Source organism: Micromonospora sp. SD19 (assembly GCF_054462275.1).
In genome coordinates, this window is record NZ_JBTLMN010000003.1 from 531,146 (window position 1) to 550,337 (window position 19,192).

The 19,192-nt window shown below is 69.7% G+C and carries 16 protein-coding genes and 1 pseudogene; 6 read left to right on the forward strand and 11 right to left on the reverse strand.

Annotation, left to right across the window (positions count from 1 at the left end):
- Positions 1 to 269: 269 nt before the first annotated feature.
- Entirely contained in the window at positions 270 to 1,646 is a 1,377-nt protein-coding gene (locus tag ACX27O_RS14860; RefSeq protein ID WP_458939572.1) for a cellulase family glycosylhydrolase, read from the forward strand.
- 54 nt (positions 1,647 to 1,700) lie between these two features.
- Here the strand turns inward: ACX27O_RS14860 and ACX27O_RS14865 are convergent, their stop codons facing one another.
- From ACX27O_RS14865 to ACX27O_RS14895, 7 genes are all read right to left on the reverse strand, one after another.
- Positions 1,701 to 2,021 carry a DMT family transporter gene (locus ACX27O_RS14865; RefSeq protein ID WP_030333555.1) on the reverse strand — a complete coding sequence of 107 codons (321 nt, stop codon included), beginning with the start codon at positions 2,019 to 2,021 and terminating at the stop codon, positions 1,701 to 1,703.
- A gap of 796 nt (positions 2,022 to 2,817) precedes the next feature.
- A complete protein-coding gene (locus ACX27O_RS14870; RefSeq protein ID WP_458939667.1) occupies positions 2,818 to 4,104 on the reverse strand; it encodes an RNA polymerase sigma factor in 1,287 nt (428 codons plus the stop codon).
- A gap of 3 nt (positions 4,105 to 4,107) precedes the next feature.
- Positions 4,108 to 4,509 (reverse strand): YciI family protein, encoded by a 402-nt coding sequence (locus ACX27O_RS14875; RefSeq protein WP_210866983.1) that lies wholly within the window; start codon positions 4,507 to 4,509, stop codon positions 4,108 to 4,110.
- Between the two features lie 107 nt (positions 4,510 to 4,616).
- Positions 4,617 to 6,752, reverse strand: a complete 2,136-nt coding sequence (locus ACX27O_RS14880) for an alpha-galactosidase (RefSeq protein WP_458939573.1) — start codon at positions 6,750 to 6,752, stop codon at positions 4,617 to 4,619.
- Positions 6,749 to 7,663, reverse strand: coding sequence for a carbohydrate ABC transporter permease (locus ACX27O_RS14885; RefSeq protein ID WP_210866981.1), 915 nt, complete (start codon positions 7,661 to 7,663; stop codon positions 6,749 to 6,751). Before ACX27O_RS14885 ends, ACX27O_RS14880 begins: the two co-directional genes overlap by 4 nt.
- Positions 7,660 to 8,616: a carbohydrate ABC transporter permease gene (locus tag ACX27O_RS14890; protein ID WP_030333565.1), complete on the reverse strand. Its 957-nt coding sequence runs from the start codon at positions 8,614 to 8,616 to the stop codon at positions 7,660 to 7,662. Before ACX27O_RS14890 ends, ACX27O_RS14885 begins: the two co-directional genes overlap by 4 nt.
- A 21-nt stretch (positions 8,617 to 8,637) precedes the next feature.
- Positions 8,638 to 9,966 carry an ABC transporter substrate-binding protein gene (locus ACX27O_RS14895; protein ID WP_210858245.1) on the reverse strand — a complete coding sequence of 443 codons (1,329 nt, stop codon included), beginning with the start codon at positions 9,964 to 9,966 and terminating at the stop codon, positions 8,638 to 8,640.
- 283 nt (positions 9,967 to 10,249) lie between these two features.
- On the opposite strand from ACX27O_RS14895, the gene ACX27O_RS14900 reads away from it, so the two are divergent.
- Together ACX27O_RS14900 and ACX27O_RS14905 are read left to right on the forward strand one after the other, a co-directional pair.
- On the forward strand, positions 10,250 to 12,241 hold the full coding sequence (locus ACX27O_RS14900; protein ID WP_400447453.1) for a beta-galactosidase: 1,992 nt from the start codon (positions 10,250 to 10,252) through the stop codon (positions 12,239 to 12,241).
- Between the two features lie 37 nt (positions 12,242 to 12,278).
- The gene (locus ACX27O_RS14905) at positions 12,279 to 13,055 is read left to right on the forward strand and encodes a DeoR/GlpR family DNA-binding transcription regulator (RefSeq protein WP_210866995.1); all 777 of its coding nucleotides are present in this window, start codon (positions 12,279 to 12,281) and stop codon (positions 13,053 to 13,055) included.
- 143 nt (positions 13,056 to 13,198) lie between these two features.
- On the opposite strand, the pseudogene ACX27O_RS14910 reads toward ACX27O_RS14905, so the two are convergent.
- Together ACX27O_RS14910 and ACX27O_RS14915 are read right to left on the reverse strand one after the other, a co-directional pair.
- Positions 13,199 to 13,420 (reverse strand): annotated as a pseudogene (locus tag ACX27O_RS14910) (hypothetical protein); the annotation flags it as partial.
- Positions 13,421 to 13,506: 86 nt separating this feature from the next.
- On the reverse strand, positions 13,507 to 13,779 hold the full coding sequence (locus tag ACX27O_RS14915) for a DivIVA domain-containing protein (RefSeq protein WP_030333573.1): 273 nt from the start codon (positions 13,777 to 13,779) through the stop codon (positions 13,507 to 13,509).
- A gap of 336 nt (positions 13,780 to 14,115) precedes the next feature.
- On the opposite strand from ACX27O_RS14915, the gene ACX27O_RS14920 reads away from it, so the two are divergent.
- From ACX27O_RS14920 to ACX27O_RS14930, 3 genes are all read left to right on the forward strand, one after another.
- On the forward strand, positions 14,116 to 14,985 hold the full coding sequence (locus tag ACX27O_RS14920; protein WP_458939575.1) for a helix-turn-helix domain-containing protein: 870 nt from the start codon (positions 14,116 to 14,118) through the stop codon (positions 14,983 to 14,985).
- Positions 14,982 to 15,194 (forward strand): DUF397 domain-containing protein, encoded by a 213-nt coding sequence (locus tag ACX27O_RS14925; RefSeq protein WP_210858247.1) that lies wholly within the window; start codon positions 14,982 to 14,984, stop codon positions 15,192 to 15,194. Before ACX27O_RS14920 ends, ACX27O_RS14925 begins: the two co-directional genes overlap by 4 nt.
- 210 nt (positions 15,195 to 15,404) lie before the next feature.
- Positions 15,405 to 16,355, forward strand: coding sequence for a sporulation protein (locus ACX27O_RS14930; RefSeq protein ID WP_458939576.1), 951 nt, complete (start codon positions 15,405 to 15,407; stop codon positions 16,353 to 16,355).
- Positions 16,356 to 16,423: 68 nt separating this feature from the next.
- On the opposite strand, the gene ACX27O_RS14935 is transcribed toward ACX27O_RS14930, so the two are convergent.
- Positions 16,424 to 16,795, reverse strand: coding sequence for a hypothetical protein (locus ACX27O_RS14935; RefSeq protein ID WP_030333580.1), 372 nt, complete (start codon positions 16,793 to 16,795; stop codon positions 16,424 to 16,426).
- A gap of 179 nt (positions 16,796 to 16,974) precedes the next feature.
- Positions 16,975 to 19,017: a glycerophosphodiester phosphodiesterase family protein gene (locus ACX27O_RS14940; protein ID WP_458939577.1), complete on the reverse strand. Its 2,043-nt coding sequence runs from the start codon at positions 19,015 to 19,017 to the stop codon at positions 16,975 to 16,977.
- Positions 19,018 to 19,192 lie beyond the last annotated feature (175 nt).

Below are 19,192 nucleotides of genomic sequence, written 5' to 3' on the forward strand. Positions count from 1 at the left end.
ACCTGCCTACCGTCGCTCTTAACCGGTTAAGAGCCGGGTGTGGCGCACATCCTGTGGTGGGGATGACCGCCCCGTGACGGCCTGCGTCCGCGTGGGCCGTTGCGGCTGTCCGGGCATCGGATCCGCCAACTGAACCGGTTGCGATGATCATCCCATCGCCCTACGCTGATGCCTGCGCCGGGAGCCGGGCGCGGCTGCCGGGCTGCAGCCGCCTTCCCTGTCACGTCCCACCCCTGTCGGGCACCGGGGGTTCCTCCCTGAGGAAGGCCATGAAGACTCGACTCTCCGCCGCCGGCGCGACACTGCTCGCGTTGCTCGTCACCGTGCTGGCGTTCGGCCAGCCGGCGCACGCCGCAGCCGGTTTCTCCGTCGCTGGCGGCAAGTTGTACGACGCCAACGGCACCGAATTCATCATGCGCGGCGTCAACCACGCGCACACCTGGTACCCGCAGCAGACCAGCTCGTTCGCCGACGTCAAGGCGCTCGGCGCGAACACCGTACGGGTGGTGCTCTCCAGCGGCGACCGCTGGACCCGCAACACCAACGCCGACGTCGCCAACGTCATCTCACTCTGCAAGGCCAACCGGCTGATCTGTGTGCTGGAGGTGCACGACACCACCGGGTACGGCGAGCAGAGCGGCGCGATCACCCTGGCCCGCGCCGTCGACTACTGGCTCAGCCTCGCCGATGTCCTCTCCGGTCAGGAAAAGTACGTCATCGTCAACATCGGCAACGAGCCGTACGGCAACCAGAACTACGCCTCCTGGGCCACCGACAACGCCAATGCGATCAAGCGCCTGCGGGCCGGCGGACTGAACCACACGATCATGGTGGACGCGCCGAACTGGGGCCAGGACTGGTCGTTCACCATGCGCGACAACGCCGCGTCGGTCTTCGCCGCCGACCCGGCCCGCAACACGGTCTTCTCGATCCACATGTACGGCGTGTTCGACACCGCCGCGGAGATCAGCGATTACCTGGGCCGGTTCCGCAGCGCGGGACTGCCCATCGTGGTCGGTGAGTTCGGCTTCAACCACTCCGATGGGAACCCGGACGAGGACACCATCCTCGCGTACAGCCAGGCCAACGGGATCGGCTGGTTGGGCTGGTCGTGGAGCGGTAACGGCGGCGGTGTGGAGTATCTCGACCTGGCCACCAACTTCAACCCGGCGAGCCTGACCGACTGGGGTCAGCGCCTCTTCAACGGTGCCAACGGCATCCGGCAGACCGCCCGGCAGGCCAGCATCTTCGACAGCATCCCCCCGCCCACCACGCCCCCACCGACCACGCCCCCGCCCACGACGCCCCCACCGACCACGCCCCCGCCCACGACGCCGCCGCCGGCCGGTGGGTGCACGGCGACGTACACGGTGACCAACCAGTGGCAGGGCGGCTTCCAGGCTGAGGTACGGGTGACCGCCGGCGCGAGGGCGATCACCGGCTGGACCGCCGGGTGGACCTTCGCGAACGGCCAGAGCGTCACCCAGTCCTGGAACGTGGCCCTCACCAGCAGCGGCACCACCGTGACCGCCCGCAATGCCGAGTACAACGGGCGGCTGACCGCCGGGGCCAGTGCCAGCTTCGGCTTCCTCGGTAGTTGGACCGGCACCAACAGCGCGCCGACGCTGAGCTGCACGGCGAGCTGATCGTCGGACCGGTGGTCGGGACCGCGTCGGTCCCGACCACCGGAACCTGTCCGGTCAGTGCTCCCCGGCCAGGTTCACGATGACCACTCCGGCGATGATCAGCGCGATGCCGGTGAGCTTGGCGAGCCCCACCGACTCACCCAGGAACACCGCCCCGATCGCCACGATGGCCGCGGTGCCCAGACCCGACCAGAGGGCGTACGCCACCCCCACCGGGATCTCCTTGACGGCCTGGGCGAGCAGGACGAAGGCCACCGCGTAACCGCCGAGGCAGGCCACCGTCGGCCAGACGCGGGTGAACCCGGCGGTGCTCTTGATCAGGCTGGTCGCCAGCACCTCGGCGAGGATCGCGATCCCCAGCAGCACGTACGCCATGCGTCCCCTTGGTCCTCTGTGGTCGACGAACCCATCGCTGCCCAGGCTAGTGCCGGCGACGTCCACGTCCGGCCGCCCCGTCGGCGTGACGCCCGGCCGTCCTGTCGGCGTGACGCCCGGCCGTCCTGTCGGCGTGAAGTCCGGCCGCGCTTCGGCGTGAAGTCCGGCCGCGCTTCGGCGCGACAACCGGCCGCCCCGTCGGGGCGACGTCCGCGCGGCCCCCACATCTGCCACAGCACCCCTTTGGAGCTGATGCCGCAAACGAATCGGATGCGCTGGGCGCCCGACGCCGTCCCGGTGGATGAATCGTTTACGGCATCAGCTCCAAAGGCTGCCGCACCCCGCACCCGCTCCGCACCCGCTCCGCACCCGCTCCGCACCCGCTCCGCACCCGCTCCGCACCCGCTCCGCACCCGCTCCGCACCCGCTCCGCACCCGCTCCGCACCCGCTCCGCACCCGCTCCGCACCCGTGCTCGTTCTCGCTCGTGCCCGTGCCGTGCCCGTGCCGTGCCCGTGCTCGTGCTCGTGCCTCCGGTCTGTGCCGCGCCGGCCCCGGCCTCGCCTCGCCGCAACCTCGCCGCGCTCCCCGGGGGTGGCGGCGTGAGAGGGAGTTGGCCGGGTAGATCTTGGACACTTTCCGCTCTGCGCTGACGGAAAGTGTCCAAGATTGCCAGTCGTGGCGGGTGGGGGCGCTTACGGCGCACCCCGCGACGCGGCCGTCAGGGGAGACGGCCGCGTCGCGACACCTGCACGTTCGGCGAGCGTTCGGCGGGCCGGCCCGCTGAGGCCGATCGGCTACACCTCGACCTCGACAGCAGTCGGCGGGCCGTCCTCGGACTCGGCGGCCAGTCGGGCCGCCCGCATGGTCAGGTAGAGCTGTTCGGGGCGGCTGCTCGTACGGGCGGCGGCGGTCCGGTAGTCGGCGATCGCCCGGGCCCGGTCACCGGCCATCTCGTGCAGGTGGGCGCGGGCGGCGGCCAGCCGGTGGTGTCCGGCCAACTGCGGGTCGTGGGTCAGCGCGTCGAGGGCGGCCAGGCCGGCGGCGGGACCGTGCACCATGGCCGTCGCCACGGCCCGGTTGAGCGCCACCACGGGGCTGCCGGCGAGGCGTTCCAGCACCTCGTAGAGCGCCAGGATCTGCGGCCAGTCGGTCTGCTCCGTGCTTGGCGCCTCGTCGTGCACGGCGGCGATGGCGGCCTGCACCTGGTACGGGCCGACCGGCCCACGTGGCAGGGCCCGGGTGACCAGTGTGATGCCCTCGGCGATCGCCGCGGCGTCCCAGCGGCTGCGGTCCTGATCGGCCAGTGAGATCAGCTCACCCGAGGGGCCGGTCCGTGCCGGCCCGCGAGCTTCGGTGAGCAGCATCAACGCCAGCAGCCCGGCCGATTCGCTGTCGTTGGGCAGCAGCGTGTGCAGTGCGCGGGTCAGCCGGATCGCCTCCGCCGCGAGGTCGATCCGGCGCAGGTGCGGGCCGCTGGTGCTGGTGTGGCCCTCGGTGAAGATCAGGTAGAGCACCTGCCGGACGGCCACCAACCGGTCCGCCCGTTCCGCCGGCTCGGGCATCCGGAACGGCAGCCCGGATGCCCGGATGCGCTGCTTGGCCCGGCTGATCCGCTGCGCCATCGTCGCCTCGGGCACCAGGAACGCGCGGGCGATCTCGGCGGTGCTCAACCCACCGACAGCGCGCAGGGTCAGCGCCACCGCCGACGTCGGCGCGAGCGCCGGGTGGCAGCAGAGGAAGAGCAGGACCAACGTGTCGTCCCGCTCGGCGGCCAACTCCTCGTCCGGTGCCGGCGCGTACTGCCGGTCGTCCGGGGCCTGCCGGGCGACCAGGTCCTCCCGGCGGCGTCGGGCCTGCTCACCGCGGACCAGCTCGATCATCCGGCGGTAACCGACCTGGATCAGCCAGCCACGGGGGTTCACCGGTAGCCCCTCGGACGGCCACTGGGTGGCGGCGGCCAGCAGCGCCTCCTGCACCGCGTCCTCGGCGGTGGCGAAGTCACCGAAGCGGCGGCTGAGCACGCCGAGGACCTGCGGCGCCAACTCGCGCAGCAGGTCCTCGACGCGGGGTTCGGTGTTCAGCCCTCACAGCTCCGCTGGCGGAGCGGACATCACCGGGTGCACCTCGATCGGCATGTTCAGCGGCCGACCGCCGGGGCCGGGTGCGGTGGAGATGTACGCGGCCACCTCCACGGCCCGCTGCGGGCTCTCGCAGTCGACGATCCAGAAGCCGGCCAGGAACTCCTTCGTCTCGGCGAACGGCCCCTCGGTGACGACCGGCGTCCCGCCCTCACCAGCCCGGACGATCCGGGCCTGCTGCGGGCCACCGAGGCCCTGGCCGTCGACCCACTCCCCGGCGGCGGTGAGCTTGTCGTTGACCTCGCCCATGAAGGCGATGTGCGCCCGCACCTCGTCCTGGGTCCAGGTGTCGATGCTCGGGAAGTCGGCCCCGGCGGCGCTGAACTGCATCAGCAGCATGTACTTCATGGTTGGCTCCTCACGCCCGCGCACCCTCGTCGGTGCTCTCACCCTGAGGTAGAAGCAGGCTCTGCCGTTCTCGACACCCCGGCCACAACTTTTTCCAGAGAATCCTGTCAGCCGACCGCGTCGACCTCCAGCACCAGACTCTGCTCCGGGTGCAGGGCGGGCAGCTGCACACCCACCCGGGTCAGCGCCGCCCCGCTGAGGGTCACACCCGCCGCCAACCACGCGGGCGCGGACAGGTCGAAGGTCGCCGGGGCTGGTACGTCCGACACCTGCCGCACCCGGTACCGCCGGCCGGGGTCGAGGCCGGGTAGCCGTACCGCGCCGGGAACCTGCGCCACCGAGGTGGTCAGCCGGGCCACCGCGTACACCGCTCGGGTCTGCTCGTGATCGACCACGCCGTGCGCCCAGACGGCCGGGTCCTGGTGGTCGACCCGGACCACCCGGCCGGAGTGCAGCAGCGGGCGCAGCCGCTTGTGCAGTGCCACCCAGGCGGCCAGCTCGGCCTGCTCGGCGATGCTGATCGACGCGATGTCCCACTCGATGCCGTGGTGGCCGAAGAGCGCGGTCGCCGCCCGGAAGCCCAGGTCGTGGACGCGGCGGGTGGTGTGCGAGCGTTCCGGGCCGATGTGGGTGCCGATCAGCTCCGGTGGCAGCAGCAACCCCGTCCAGCGCTGGATGCTGAGCCGCTCCAGGGCGTCGTTGCAGTCGCTGGCCCAGACCCGGTCGGTGCGCGCGAGGATGGCCAGGTCCACCCGGGCCCCACCGGACGAGCAGCTTTCGATCTCCACGCCCGGGTGGCGACCACGCAACTCGTCGAGGAGCCGGTAGACCGCCAGGGTCTGCCCGTGCACCCCGGGGCGGCCGTGGTGCCCGGCCTCGGTGAGGTCCCGGTTCTGGTCCCACTTGAGGTACCGGATGCCGGGGTGGTCGGTGAGCAGCGCGTCGAGGCGTTCCCGCACGTAGTCGTACGCCTCGGGGCGGCCCAGGTCGAGCACCTGCTGGTGACGCCAGGCCGGCGGCAGCCGCCCCGGCACGGCGAGCAACCAGTCGGGGTGCGCGCGGAACAGGTCCGAGTCGGGGTTGACCATCTCCGGCTCGACCCAGAGGCCGAACTGGAGACCCTGGCCGGTGACGTGGTCGATCAGCGGTTGCAGGCCGTCCGGCCAGACACCCTCGTCGACGTACCAGTCGCCGAGCCCGGCGGTGTCGTCGCGCCGGCCGCGGAACCAGCCGTCGTCGAGCACGAACCGCTCCACGCCGATCTGCGCGGCCCGGTCGGCGAGTGCCCGCAGGCGGTCCAGGTCGTGGTCGAAGTAGACCGCCTCCCAGACGTTGAGGGTCACCGGGCGGGGGGAACGCGGGTGCCCGGGGCGGGCCCGCAGGTGGGTGTGCAGCACGTCGCTGAGCCCGTCCAGCCCGGCGTCGGACCAGACCGCGTAGAGCAGGGGAGTCTCGTACGACTCGCCGGGGCCGAGCCGGATCTCCCCGGCGGTCAGCAGCTCACCGCCACCGAGCGTCGACTCGCCGGTGGGCCGACGCTCGGCGAACGTGACGTGGTCGCCGCTCCATGCGGTGTGCACCGCCCAGACCTCGCCGTGGCCGAAGTCGAAGCCGCTGGTGCCGGCCACCAGCAGCAGTGTGGCGTCATGCCCGGTACGACCACGCCGGCTCTCGCGAACCCAGGCGCCGTGTTGCCACGGGTGCCGCTGCGGGGACCGTTCCCGGCACCACCGGCCGGTCAGGTCGAGCAGTTCGGTGGCGACCGCCGGCACCGGCAGCACCGGTGTCAGCTCCCGCAGTTCGTACCCGCTGTCGCCGTCGTTGCGCAGCCGGTGCCGGACGGTCAGCAGGCCGTACGGGTCGAGCGTGATCTCGATGGTCACGGTCAGCCCGGCGGCCGGGTCCGAGGCCCGCACTGTCACCCGCGCCGCGCCGGGCCCGCAGTCGCGCACGTCCAACCCGTCGAGGCGGAAGGAGGTGGACCAGTCCCGTCCGTCGCGGTGCCCGGCCAGCCCCGGGCGGCCACTCCAACCCGCGCTGGCCTCCGGCAGCACTGACAGCACCGTCGGTTCGTCGAAGCTGCTCGGCACCACCGGCGGTGCTGTCGCGTCGGTGAGCTGGCGCAGGCCGTCGTCGTCGAGGTCGCCGACGTCGCCGCCCCAGTGCACGACCCGGGGCAGTCCCGGGCCGCGCGCGTCGAGCACCAGGCTGGTCCGCGCGCGGCGCAGGTGCAGGATCGTCATCCTTTGGAGGCTCCCAAGGTCAGGCCCCGGACGAAGTGCCGCTGGAGCATAAAGAAGATCACCAGGGTGGGGATCGCGACGAGCACGCTGCCCGCCGAGACCAGGTTGTTGTCGGTGAAGAACTCGCCGCGCAGGTTGTTCAGCGAGCTGGTCACCGGGAACTTGTCGCCGGTGCGCATGAGGACGGTGGCCCAGAAGAACTCGTTGTAGATCCAGGTCACTTCCAGCGTCGCCAGCGCGGCCAGGGCCGGCCGGCACAGCGGCATGGTGACCTGCCAGTACTGCCGCCAGATGCTCGCCCCGTCGACCATCGCCGCCTCGTACAGGTCACGGGGCAGCGCCTTCATGTAGTTGCTGAGCACGAAGACGCAGAAGCCGCACTGGAAGGCCACGTTGATCAGGATGAGGCCCCAGTAGCTGTCGTAGAGCAGCTCGGAGTCGCTCATGAACTCCGGCAGCGGCACCTCGGTGAACAGCCGGAACAGTGGGATGAGCAGCGCCTGCTGGGGCAGCAGGTTGGCCGCGGTGAAGACCCCCAGCAGGACGAGGTTGAGCTTCCAACTGAACCGGGCGATGACGAACGCCACGCAGGAGGCGAGGAAGAGGGTCAGCAGCACCGCCGGCACGGTGATGTACACCGAGTTGAGGAAGTGCTGCCCGAACTCCGCCGTCCGCCAGGCGGTGACGTAGTTGTCGAAGGTCCAGCCGCCGAACGAGACGTAGCCGTTGCGTGCGGTGTAGTCGTACGAGCGCAGCGAGGTCAGCACCGCCCAGGCGATCGGGAAGAGCCAGGCCAACGAGACGACGATGAGGAAGCCGTGCAGCAGCATCCGCATCGGGGTCAGCGCGCGGCGGCGCGTCGGCGCGTCGGGCTCACCCTCGGTACGCCGGGTGACGGTCGCGGTGCTCATTCCCGGTTCTCCCTCATCACGGTCGCCAGGTAGATGGTGATGAAGACCAGCGAGACGACCAGCATGATCGTCGCCAGGGCCGAGCCGAAACCGATCCGGCTCGCCTCACCCACCACGTTCTGGGTGACCAGCGCGGAGATCAGCTCCAGTCCGTTGCGGCCCTTGTTGACCACCCAGACCAGGTCGAACGCGCGCAGCGACTCGATCACGGTCACCACCAGCACGATGATGTTGATCGGCCGCAGCACCGGGAACACGACCCGGAAGAACGTCCGGCTCTCCGAGGCGCCGTCGACGGCTGCGGCCTCCCGCAGCGACGGATCGACACCCTTCAGGCCGGCCAGGTAGAGCAGCATGATGTACCCGACGTGCCGCCACCCGGAGGCGACCATGACCGCCCAGATGTTGACGTTCGAGTCGCCGTACCAGTCGATGCTGCTACCGAAGGCGGCGTTGATCAGGCCCTGGTCCCGGGAGTAGAGCAGCTGCCAGACGAAGCCGATGAGCGCCAGTGAGAGCACCACCGGCAGGTAGAGCGCGGTCTGGTAGAAGCGGCTGCCGCGCAGTTCCTTGTCCAACAGCACGGCCAGGAACATGCCGAACGGGGTGGCGACCACGAACAGCGTCGCCAGCCAGAGCAGGTTGTTCTGGATCGCCGGCACGAACGGCGGGTAGATGTTCACCACGTCGCTGTAGTTTCGCGCGCCGACGAACTCGATCTCGTTGAGCGGGCCGATGCCGTCCCAGTTGGTGCCGGAGAGCAGCACGGTGGCCGCCGCCGGCAGCCAGACGAACCCGGTGACGAGCAGCAGCGGGACGAGCACCATCAGCGTGATGACCACGCGGTCGGTGCGGGACAGGAGCCGTAGCCGCCGGCGACGGCCACCCGTGGAGGTGGTCGTCGCCGGCGGCGGCACGGCGCGATCCGCTTGGATCAGGGGCAGGTCGGACACGATGTCCTTCCCCTTCCGCCGTCAGTCAGTGAAGATCGACTTTTTCTGGTTCTCGATGGACGAGGTGAGCCCGTCGATGTCCTTGGGGTTCTTGATGAACTGCTGGATCGCCGGGATCATCACCGTGGAGGCGAAGTCCGGCCGGGTGTCCCGGTCGAGGAACTGGGCGATCTCGGTGGCCGACCCGACCAGTTCGGCGGCCTTCTTCTGCAACGCCGTGTAGCCGCCGACGTCCGCGCCACTGTTGGCGACCAGGACGGCGGGGTCGTTCTTGAGGTTGATGTCCGCGGCGGCCTTGCCACCGAAGTACTCCAGCAGCTTGCGCGCGTTGTCCTCGTTCTTGGGCTTGCGGGCCATCATGTAGCCGTCGATCGGGGCGTCCAGCGCCTTGGCGCCGATGGCCGGGTCGATCTCGGGGAAGGTGAAGAAGTCGAGGTCGTCCTGCTCGTCGTTGCTGAACTGCTGACCGACGAAGAGGCCGAGCAGGTACATGCCGCTCTTCTTCTGCTGCAACGACTGCGCGGCCTCCTGCCAGGTGCGGCCGAGGCTGTCGGGCTGGTGCAGGGGGAGCAGGCCGGCCCAGGTGTCGAAGACCTTCTTGACCTTGTCGGAGGTCCAGGCCTCCTTGCCGGCCATCAGGTCGATGTGGAACTGGTAACCGTTGATGCGCAGGTTGAGGATGTCGAAGGTGCCCATCGCCGGCCAGCCGTCCTTGTCGGCGAAGGCGATGGGGATGAGGCCGTCCCGCTTCATCTGCGCGCCGAGCGCGGTGAACTGGTCCAGCGTGGTGGGCACCTGGTAGCCGTACTGCTGCCACACCGACTTGCGGTAGAACACCGCCCACGGGTAATACGTCGCCGGTACGAAGTACTGTTTGCCGTCGTCGCCGGTCGATGCCTTCTTGAAGGCGTCGGAGAAGCCGGAAAGCTTGCCCCACACGTCGCTGATGTCGCTGGCCAGGCCCTTCTGGGCGAAGAAGCGCATCCGGTAGCCGGCGAACCAGGTGAAGACGTCGTCCGGTTTGCCCTGCAGGTAATTGTTGATGTTTTCCTGGAACGTGTTGTGGTCGACGGTGTTCACCGCGACCTGCACCCCGGACGAGGTCTTGAAGCCGTCGGTGACCTTGACGAGGACCTCTTTCGGCTTCGGATCCGACTGGTTCGAGCCGAGCGACACGTCAGTGCTGGACCCGCCGGAGCCGGAGTCGTCGCCGCAGCCGGCGAGCAGTCCGGTGCCGAGCAGCGCGCCCGTGCCGGCCGCCGCGGCCAGCAACGACCGCCGGTTGATGCCGGCGACTGAGGGCGGTACGAGCCGAGCCAGGTACTCGGCTTGGGTTTGGGGACGGGACATCTGTGCCTCCTGCGGATGAAGAGGTGCTACGCCCAAGGGTCATCAGGGTGGTGAAGGCAGGTCCGGCGTCGTGATCACACATTGAGATCCACCGAGAATCCACATTGGCGAACACGAACGGCCATTGGGGCCTCAAGCTACCCTGCGGTCGTGTGCTGTCAAGAGGGCTGTTCGCCTCTGATAACCCAGTCGTGACACGGCCGTTACCTGGTAAACGTTGGAAAGAATCTCGATGTTGGAACCTGTTGACTTCCGTGGACCGGCGGGTGCACCCTCAGCTGTCATGCGGCGATGGCAGGGTGACAGCATCTATTTCGGTGGCGACTACAACCCCGAGCAGTGGCCCGAGGAAACGTGGTCGGAGGACATCGACCTGATGCGCCGGGCCGGGGTCAACCTGGTCTCCGTCGGCATCTTCTCCTGGGCCCTGCTGGAGCCCAGCGCGGGGCGCTTCGAGTTCGGCTGGCTGGACCGGGTGCTGGACCTGCTGCACGACGGCGGCATTCAGGTCGACCTGGCCACCGCCACGGCCAGCCCACCGCCGTGGTTGGCGCGCGCGCACCCGGAGACGCTGCCTCGCCGGGCCGACGGCGCGATCCTCTGGCCCGGTGGACGACAGGCGTACTGCCCCAGCTCCCCGGTGTTCCGTGAGCGCTCCCTGGAGCTGGTGCGCGCTGTCGCCGGCCGGTACGCCGAGCATCCCGCGGTGGTGATGTGGCACGTCTCCAACGAACTGGGCTGCCACAACGTGCACTGCTACTGCGACGTCAGCGCCGAGGCGTTCCGCGGCTGGCTGCGCGAACGCTACGGCGACCTGGACCGGCTCAACGACGCCTGGGGCACCGCGTTCTGGAGCCAGCGCTACGGCGACTGGGCCGAGATCAACCCACCGCGCACCGCGCCGACCTTCGCCAACCCCACCCAGCAGTTGGACTTCCTGCGGTTCTCGTCCGACGAGCAGCGCGCCCAACTCCGCGCCGAGCGCGAGGTGCTGCGGACGTTGGTCCGGCAGCCGATCACCACCAACTTCATGATCGGCCTGGGCGACAGGCACATGGACTACCACTCCTGGGCGTCCGACGTGGACCTCGTCTCCAACGACCACTACCTGACCGCCGCCGACCCGCAGGCGCACCTCGGGCTGGCGTTCGCCGCCGACCACACCCGGGGTGTTGCCGGCGGCGACCCGTGGTTGTTGATGGAGCACTCCACCAGCGCTGTCAACTGGCAGCCGCGCAACGTCGCCAAGCTGCCCGGGCAGCTGCGCCGCAACAGCCTCGCGCACGTCGCCCGCGGCGCCGACGGGGTGCTCTTCTTCCAGTGGCGCGCCTCCCGGGCCGGCGCGGAGAAGTTCCACTCCGCGCTGGTGCCGCACGCCGGGCCGGACACGAAGGTGTTCCGCGAGGTCTGCCGGCTCGGCGCGGACCTCAAGGCCCTCGCGGAGGTACGCGGCAGTCGGGTGGACGCCGACGTGGCGATCCTGTTCGACTGGGAGGCGTGGTGGGGCGTCGAGTTGGACTCGCACCCCAGCGTCGACGTCACCTACACCGACCGGCTGAACGCGCTGTACGGCTCGCTCTGGCGTGCCGGCGTGACCGCCGACGTCGTCCACCCGTCGGCCGACCTCAGTGGCTACCGGCTGGTCCTGGTGCCGACCCTCTACCTGGTCAGCGACGCCGACGCCGACGCGCTGCACCGGTACGTCGAGGCCGGCGGCACCGCCGCGGTCACCTACTTCAGCGGCATCGTGGACGCCAACGACCACATCCGGCTGGGCGGCTACCCGGGCGCGTTCCGCGAGCTGCTCGGCATCCGGACCGAGGAGTTCTTCCCGCTGCGCGAGGGTGAGCGGGTCCGACTGGACGACGGCAGCGCCGCCGACGTGTGGACCGAGTGGCTGCACGCCGAGGGCGCGGAGGTGCTCGCCTCGTACACCGATGGGCCGCTGCCCGGCGTGCCGGCGCTGACCCGGCACCAGGTGGGCGACGGCGCCGCCTGGTACGTCGGCACCCGGCTGGACGAGCCGGCCACGGACCGCCTGGTGGCCCGGCTGCTCACCGAGGCCGGCGTCCGCCCGGCGGTGTCGGCGCCGCCCGGGGTGGAGGTGGTCCGCCGCCGCGACGGCGACCGGAGCTGGCTCTTCGCGATCAACCACACCGACACGGAGGTGCGCCTGCCGGCGCACGGCGTCGAGCTGCTCAGTGGCACACCGTGTGCCGGTGAGCTGACGGTGCCGGCCGGTGAGGTGGCTGTCATCCGTGAGGATCGGCAGTGATCCGTACGACCGGCACGGTGCGAAGGAGGTTCCCCACATGCTCGCCCAGCAGCGGCAGACCGCCATCCTCGATCTGATCCGCCAACGTGGCGGGGTGCGGGTGAGTCAGCTGGTCAGCCGGTTCGGTGTGTCCGACATGACGATCCGCCGTGACCTGGAGGTGTTGGCCGAGCGCGGCCTGGTCGACAAGGTGCACGGCGGGGCGACCCTGGCCGGGCCGGGCTCCGCCGAGGAACCCGGCTTCGCCGCGAAGTCGATCCGCCAGCAGGCGGAGAAGCGGGCCATCGCCGAGCGGGCCGCGACAATGGTGGAGCCGGGGATGGCCATCGCGCTTTCCGCCGGCACCACCACCGCCGCGCTGGCCACGCTCCTGTCCGACGTACGCGGGCTGACCGTGGTGACCAACTCGATCCCGGTGGCCGACGCGCTGTACCAGAACCCGCGCGCCGACCAGACCGTCGTGTTGACCGGCGGCATCCGTACCCCGTCGGACGCGTTGACCGGGCCGGTGGCCGAGGCGGCGATCAGCGCGCTCAACGTCGACCTGCTGTTCCTCGGGGTGCACGGCCTGAGCCCACGCACCGGCTTCACCACGCCCAACCTGCTGGAGGCCGGGGTCAACCGGTGCCTCATCGGCGCGGCCCGCCGGCTCGTGGTGCTCGCCGACCACACCAAGTGGGAGACGATCGGCATCGCCACCATCGCCCCACTGGAAGCCGCCGACGTACTGATAACCGACGCCGGGCTGCCCGCCGAGGCCCGCACCACGATCGGCGAACAGGTCGGCGAGCTGGTCATCGTCAACGCGGCCTGAAGCCCTCGCGCCGCGCTCTCGCCCCACGCCGTCGATCTTGCGCTTTCGGACGTCGATATGCCTGTATTGCCCTTTAAGTCGCCACAGAAAACGCAAGATCGCGGAAAGCGGGGTGGGGCCCGAGCGCCTCGCTGGCTGTCGTTGGGCAGGCAGGCTCCAGCGTGGTCGGCCTGCCGCGCGCAGCGGCGGCGATCGGGCATGAGCCGGTCGCAGAAGACCCAATGTCGTACGTGCTGCGCGTCCTCGGCCGACACCGTGATGCCGCCGACGTCGACCTGCGGCGTGGAGGCCAGCGACCGGGCGATGGTCCGCGCCAGGTCCGCTGCCTCGGCCAGGTCGGTGACCGCCACCGGCAGGTGGATCACATGCCGAGGCTCCTCCGTGTACGCCTCGAGAGCGAACCGCGGCAACGGAGTGAAGAGCCCGCTGTACTGATGCTCCCATCCCGGGCTCACGGCTGACGCCGCTCGGACCAGGTGCTCTGCCAGTCGCGCAGCGCTCGCTTCACCCGGGCGTTCTCCTCGCTGAGTCGAGCCACATCATGGTGCAGCGTCGCCAGGTCGAGCGCGACGCGGTGCAGGAACCGTCGTACCTCTGCGGGGTCCACGCCTCGTCGGCCGAAACCGACGACGGTGAACTGCCGGTCGCGGACCTGGCTCGGGTGCAGCCGAGCCAGCCGAGCGCCGCCGTGGGGCGTACCGTCGTAGAGCGTCCCTCGGGTCATTCATCACCTCGCGCGTCGTCGACCGATGGGCGGGTCAGGGTCGCGAAGGCGCCCTGGGCCGTGGTAGTTATTCGTTCAAGTCGGTTCGGAGCCGGGATTCGCACATCCCGACGCTCTAGTTGAGACCCGACGAGAGCCGGTATGCGCCTGCCACTCGCGAAGCCGTCTCTCGTCACCTTCTCGGCTGTTGGCACAGCCGCGGTTGCCGTGTTTGCACCGGGCGTCCCCGGGGGCCGGCGATCACCCTCACCCGAAGGCCACGTTTCCAGTGGCGCCGGAATTGGTGCAACCACACCAACAAAATTCGTCTTGAGGGTCCGCGAGGAGAGGTGCACCATGCCCGCCAGGCGTGAATCGTTCGTGCAGACGCTGCGTGCTCAGTGGCTCGGTCAGCAGATGCGGCAGCTGAGGGAGCAGCGCGGCATCACGCTCAAGCAGGCCGCGGAGTTCCTGGAGCGCGACTTTTCGTCCATTGCCCGCTGGGAGCGCGCCGAGTGGCCGTTCCGGCGTGGAGTCGTCGTGTCGCTGCTCGACCTCTACGGCGAGCACGACGGGCGCGAGCGGAATCGCTTCATCCAGCTTGCCGAGGATGCGTGGCGAACGGATCGATGGGACGACGACTATGACGAGCTGGTCGATGCCTCATTCATCGATTTCCCGTGGCTGGAGAGTAGGGCCGAGCGCATCTACTCGTGGGATGCCTTTCTCGTGCCGGGCCTCATGCAGACGCCGGCTTACGCGGAGGCAGTGATCCGCAACGCGGAAGGGGAGGGCGCGACAGAATTCTCGGTCGGCAAGTGGCTACAGCTCCGGATCGACCGTCAACGTGTGCTGACGCGAGACCCGGCTGTCCGGGTGGCGGCGATCATCGATGAAGCCGTACTGCGCCGCCCCGTCGGTGGCACTGCCGTGATGCGCGGCCAACTCCACCACCTAGGCGACCTGATTGGAAAACCGAACATTGACATTCGCGTGCTGCCATCACGGGTGGGGCTGCACGCCGGTCTCGATGGCTCGTTCGTACTCTTCGGGATGCCCAAGCCATACCCGGAGGTCGCCTATGCCGAGACGCTGGGCGGGCGCCGCTTCATGGAATCTCCAACGTCGAAGCGCTACTCGCTTGCGTACGATCGGCTTCGTGGTGTCGCGTTGGGTCGGCGCGAGGCGGCCGAGCTGATCGCGGAGATCAAGGAGGGACTGCCATGAGTGAAGCCTTACCCGCGGTGGCCTGGCACGTCAGCAGCCGGAGCAACAGCAACGGTGGTAGCTGCGTCGAGGCGGGGCCGGTTCTGGACGGTTCCGGTCGAGTGGCGGTGCGGGACAGCAAGGATCGCGCGGCGGCGACGCTCGTCTACCCGGCGGGCGGGTGGATGGCGTTCGTCGACGGGGTGAAGGACGGCGATTTCGCGCCCTGATGCGTGATCGAGGTCGACCGCCTGAATCGTTTGCGGCATCAGCTCCACAGGCTCGCCACCAGTCAATTGGCTCGGCCTGCTCCCGAAACGCCACGCCGGCGGAGCGTCGCGCGGCGCTTCACAGCCATCTCACAGGGGTGCTGGATAGGGTGCCGGTCGAGTCAACGTCCGACTCCAGCGTGGAGCGGTCGGCGTCGCACAGGAGTTCCGATGGTCTTCAAGAAGATGTTGAGCGCGTTCGGTGTCGGCGGTCCCAGCGTGGACACCGTGCTGACCAACCCCAACACCCGGCCCGGCCTGACCCTCGACGGGCAGGTGAACCTCGTCGGTGGCGACGCTGAGGCAGCCATCGAGCAGGTGGTGATCGGCCTGGTCACCCGGGTCGAGGTCGAAGGACACGACACCGAGTACGCGGGCACGATGGAGTTCCACCGCATGGCGGTCAGCGGGTCGTTCGTCCTCGCTCCGAAGCAGCAACTCTCGCTCCCGTTCCAGATGCCGGTGCCGTGGGAGACCCCGATCACCGACGTGTACGGGCAGCGCCTGCGCGGCATGACGATGGGTCTGCGCACCGAGCTGGCCATCGCCCGTGCTGTCGACAAGGGCGACCTGGACCACGTGGCGGTGCACCCGCTGCCGGTGCACGAGCGGATCCTGGAGGCGTTCCAGCGCCTCGGTTTCCGGTTCAAGAGCGCCGACCTGGAGCGCGGTCACATCCGGGGCGTGCAGCAGACCCTGCCGTTCTACCAGGAGATCGAGTTCTTCGCCTCCCCGCAGTACGCGAGCACGATCAACGAGGTCGAGCTGACCTTCGTGACCAGCCAGCGCGGTGTGGAGGTCATCCTGGAGTGCGACAAGCGCGGCGGGTTCCTCAGCGCCGGGCACGACGCGTTCGGCCGCTACCAGGTGTCGCACACCGACGTCGACCGGGTGGACTGGGCGCAGGTCGTCGACGGTTGGCTGCGCGAGACCACGTCCCGCTACGGCAGCCTCCGCTCGCAGTACGGCCCGAGCCACGGGCACGGTCACGGCCGGGGTGGCATGGGCATGGGTGGGATGGTCGCCGGTGCGGCGCTCGGTGTCGCCGGCGGCATGATCGCCGGCGAGATGATCGAGGACGCGTTCGAGGGGGACTTCGGCGACTTCGGTGGCGACGAGTAGCCGTTCGACACGCGACGACGGTGGCCTCCGGGAGATCCTCCCGGAGGCCACCGTGCACTGTGAACCGGTCAGTGCCGGGCCTTGCGCTCCTCGCTGCTGCGCCAGTTGCTGCCGGCCTTGGCCAGACCACGGCTACCGAGGTAGCCCAGCGTCAGCAGGGTGATCAGGAACCAGGCATTGTCGGCCCGGAAGATGTCCACTCCAGCGGAGTTCTGACCGACGACCTGCGACGCGCCCAGTACGGCGGCCACCGCGATCAGGTAGATCCAGAACTCGGTGGTCTTGAACGCCTGCTTGGTCTCCGTACCAGGTGCCTGCATGTCGTTCCGACGCCCGTCGTGCATGACCGGCATCTGCTGCGTCTCTCGCATCGCAGCGGGATTCTGCGGGTCGTTCATGGGCCGGTTCATCGGCCGGGTGGAAGCAGCCTGCGTGCTCATCTGGTCCTCCTCAGGATGCGATGAGTCGTACCTGCATTCCCTCGCCCCGCTACCGCGTTTCGGCCACGGCACGGTTCGCTTTCGTGGCGGGGACAACCCCCGACTACCCGAGGCCCGGGAGCAGGTAACACCGATCGCCGGCCGGAAAAATCCGGCCGGCGATCGGGTGGTTCAGCGGGTCAGCGCAGGCCGTTGCGAATGGCCACGCGCACCAGAAGGTCCGGGTCGTCGGTGATGATGCCGTCGACGCCGAGGTCGATGACCCGCTGCATCACCGTCGCGTCATCGACGGTGTACGGGATCACCTTCAGGCCGTCGCGCGTCTGCAGCGTACGAACGTCCGGTCCGTGGAAGTATGCCGGGTTTTCCCGCAGGTACCAGTCGGCGGACGCGACGGTGCCCTGCTTCGGGTCGTGCACCTGCCAGTTAGCGGACACCGTGCCAGCGCCGGCGGCCCGGGTCAGCTTGCCGAGGTCCTGGTACTTCCACCAGTCCAGCCCACCGGTCCACGGGCTCTTCACCGCCGGGTCGCCGTAGACCGCCTGCAGCGAGCACTCGTCGGCCAGGGTCGTGCACTCGGCCGGGCCGTACTGCCAGACCAGGGCGACGGTGCCGATCCGCCGGTCGAGCTGCCGGGCGTAGGTGATGGTGCGCCAGTCGAACGACTGGATGGTGGCCCGCTTGGTGAAGCCGGCCCGCTGGATCGCGTCGACGAGCTTGCGGGTGAAGCTGCGGTACGGCTCGGTGTCGTTCACCACCGGGCTGATCTTCGTTTCGATGTTCATGCCGATGTCGGTGCGGCCACTGGCCTTCACCAGGGCGAAGACCTCGTCCAGGGTCGGGATCCGGGCACCGGGCGCGGGCACCTGGGCGGGCAGCTCGGGCAGCGTCTTCGTGCCGCAGTCGACGGTCTTGAGCTGCGCCAGGGTCAGCTCGTGCACCGGCTTGCCCACGTACGGGAACATCCGGTCACCGGGGCGCACCGGCTTGGTGTCGACGCAGTGCGACCCGTTGACGGTGCGATCGTGCAGCACCACGAGCTTGCCGTCGGCGGTCACGCCGGTGTCCAGCTCCAGCGTGGAGATGGCCCGGTTGGAGAGCGCGTTCGAGAACGCCGGCAGGGTGTTCTCCGGCCGGGTGGCCCGACCGCCCCGGTGCGCCTGGATGTCGAACGGCGCGGCGTACGCCTTCGGCAGCCGGTAACCGCGCTGCGCCAGCACGCCGCGCAGCCGGTCCGGGTAGTCGGTGATGATGCCGTCCACGCCGTCGTCGATCAGCTTGGTCATGGTCGGCACGTCGTCAACCGTCCACGGGATCACCTTGATCCCGTACCGGTGCGCCCGGTCGACCATCTCCTTCGTGACGTACGGCTGGTAGCCCGGGTCGGTGACGGTGCCGTTCTGCGGCATGCCGTGCACCGGCGAGAAGGCACTGGCGCCGAAGCTGCGGATCGCCGTGATCGGGTCGCCACCGAAGTCGTCGATGTCCAGCCCACCCAGCCAGGGCGAGGCACCCGGCTGGCCGGTCTGCAGGAAGTCGTAGTTGGTCAGGGCGACAAGCGGCAGCTTCGGCTCGACCTGACGCATGCGCATCAGCGCGCCCCAGTCGAAGCTCTGGATGGTCACCTGCTTGAGCAGCCCGGCGGCGCGGACCTCGGCAGCGGTGACCCGGACGAACTGCTCGCGGGGGGCGGTCTCGGTCGGCGCGCCCGCCTCGACCTTGGTTTCGACGTTGAGCTTCACGTCCTTCGCGCGGTGCCGGTTGACCAGCGCGAAGACCTCACGCAGCAGCGGCATCCGGGCACCCGGGACGGCGAGCTGGCCGGGCTTGTCCGACAGCGTCTTCGAGCCACAGTCGAGCGAGCGCACCTGGGCCACGGTGAGCGTGTTGATGTACTTCCCGACGTACGGAAACTCCGGGTCGCCGGGCGTCACCGGGCTGGTGTCGACGCACTTGGCGCCACTGATCTTCCGGTCGTGGGTGACGACGGCCTGGCCGTCCTCCGTGATCTGCACGTCCAGTTCGAGGGTGCTCACCCCGAGTTGGAGGGCGTTGCCGAAGGAGGCGAGGGTGTTCTCCACCCGCAGCCCGAGGCCGCCCCGGTGGGCCTGCACGTCGAATGTCCGGTCCGGTCGCGGCTTCGCCTGGGCGGGCACCGCGAGCCCGGTCGTCACCGTCGCGGCCACCAGGGCCGCGACGGCGGTACGGCGTACTGTGCGCACGCTGTCATCCCCTCCTGCCGGCGGGCACCTCCCACCGGTCGCGGGACAGCATGGACATCTCGGGCTGCGGGCAGGCGGCCAGCGGGCGGCGCGACGGTGAACCGCCGTGGACGACCTCCCGGTCACACCGGGTTTGGTCGGCCGGCCCTCGGGCACGCAGTCAGTTCCACAGCTT

Bases quoted from the DNA above. Each gene is read 5' to 3' on its own strand.
- ACX27O_RS14860 (WP_458939572.1), top strand. From the start codon at position 270: ATGAAGACTCGACTCTCCGCCGCCGGCGCGACACTGCTCGCGTTGCTC.
- ACX27O_RS14865 (WP_030333555.1), bottom strand. From the start codon at position 2,021: ATGGCGTACGTGCTGCTGGGGATCGCGATCCTCGCCGAGGTGCTGGCG.
- ACX27O_RS14875 (WP_210866983.1), bottom strand. From the start codon at position 4,509: ATGAAGTACATGCTGCTGATGCAGTTCAGCGCCGCCGGGGCCGACTTC.
- ACX27O_RS14880 (WP_458939573.1), bottom strand. From the start codon at position 6,752: ATGACGATCCTGCACCTGCGCCGCGCGCGGACCAGCCTGGTGCTCGAC.
- ACX27O_RS14885 (WP_210866981.1), bottom strand. From the start codon at position 7,663: ATGAGCACCGCGACCGTCACCCGGCGTACCGAGGGTGAGCCCGACGCG.
- ACX27O_RS14895 (WP_210858245.1), bottom strand. From the start codon at position 9,966: ATGTCCCGTCCCCAAACCCAAGCCGAGTACCTGGCTCGGCTCGTACCG.
- ACX27O_RS14900 (WP_400447453.1), top strand. From the start codon at position 10,250: ATGCGGCGATGGCAGGGTGACAGCATCTATTTCGGTGGCGACTACAAC.
- ACX27O_RS14905 (WP_210866995.1), top strand. From the start codon at position 12,279: ATGCTCGCCCAGCAGCGGCAGACCGCCATCCTCGATCTGATCCGCCAA.
- ACX27O_RS14915 (WP_030333573.1), bottom strand. From the start codon at position 13,779: ATGACCCGAGGGACGCTCTACGACGGTACGCCCCACGGCGGCGCTCGG.
- ACX27O_RS14920 (WP_458939575.1), top strand. From the start codon at position 14,116: ATGCCCGCCAGGCGTGAATCGTTCGTGCAGACGCTGCGTGCTCAGTGG.
- ACX27O_RS14925 (WP_210858247.1), top strand. From the start codon at position 14,982: ATGAGTGAAGCCTTACCCGCGGTGGCCTGGCACGTCAGCAGCCGGAGC.
- ACX27O_RS14930 (WP_458939576.1), top strand. From the start codon at position 15,405: ATGGTCTTCAAGAAGATGTTGAGCGCGTTCGGTGTCGGCGGTCCCAGC.
- ACX27O_RS14935 (WP_030333580.1), bottom strand. From the start codon at position 16,795: ATGAGCACGCAGGCTGCTTCCACCCGGCCGATGAACCGGCCCATGAAC.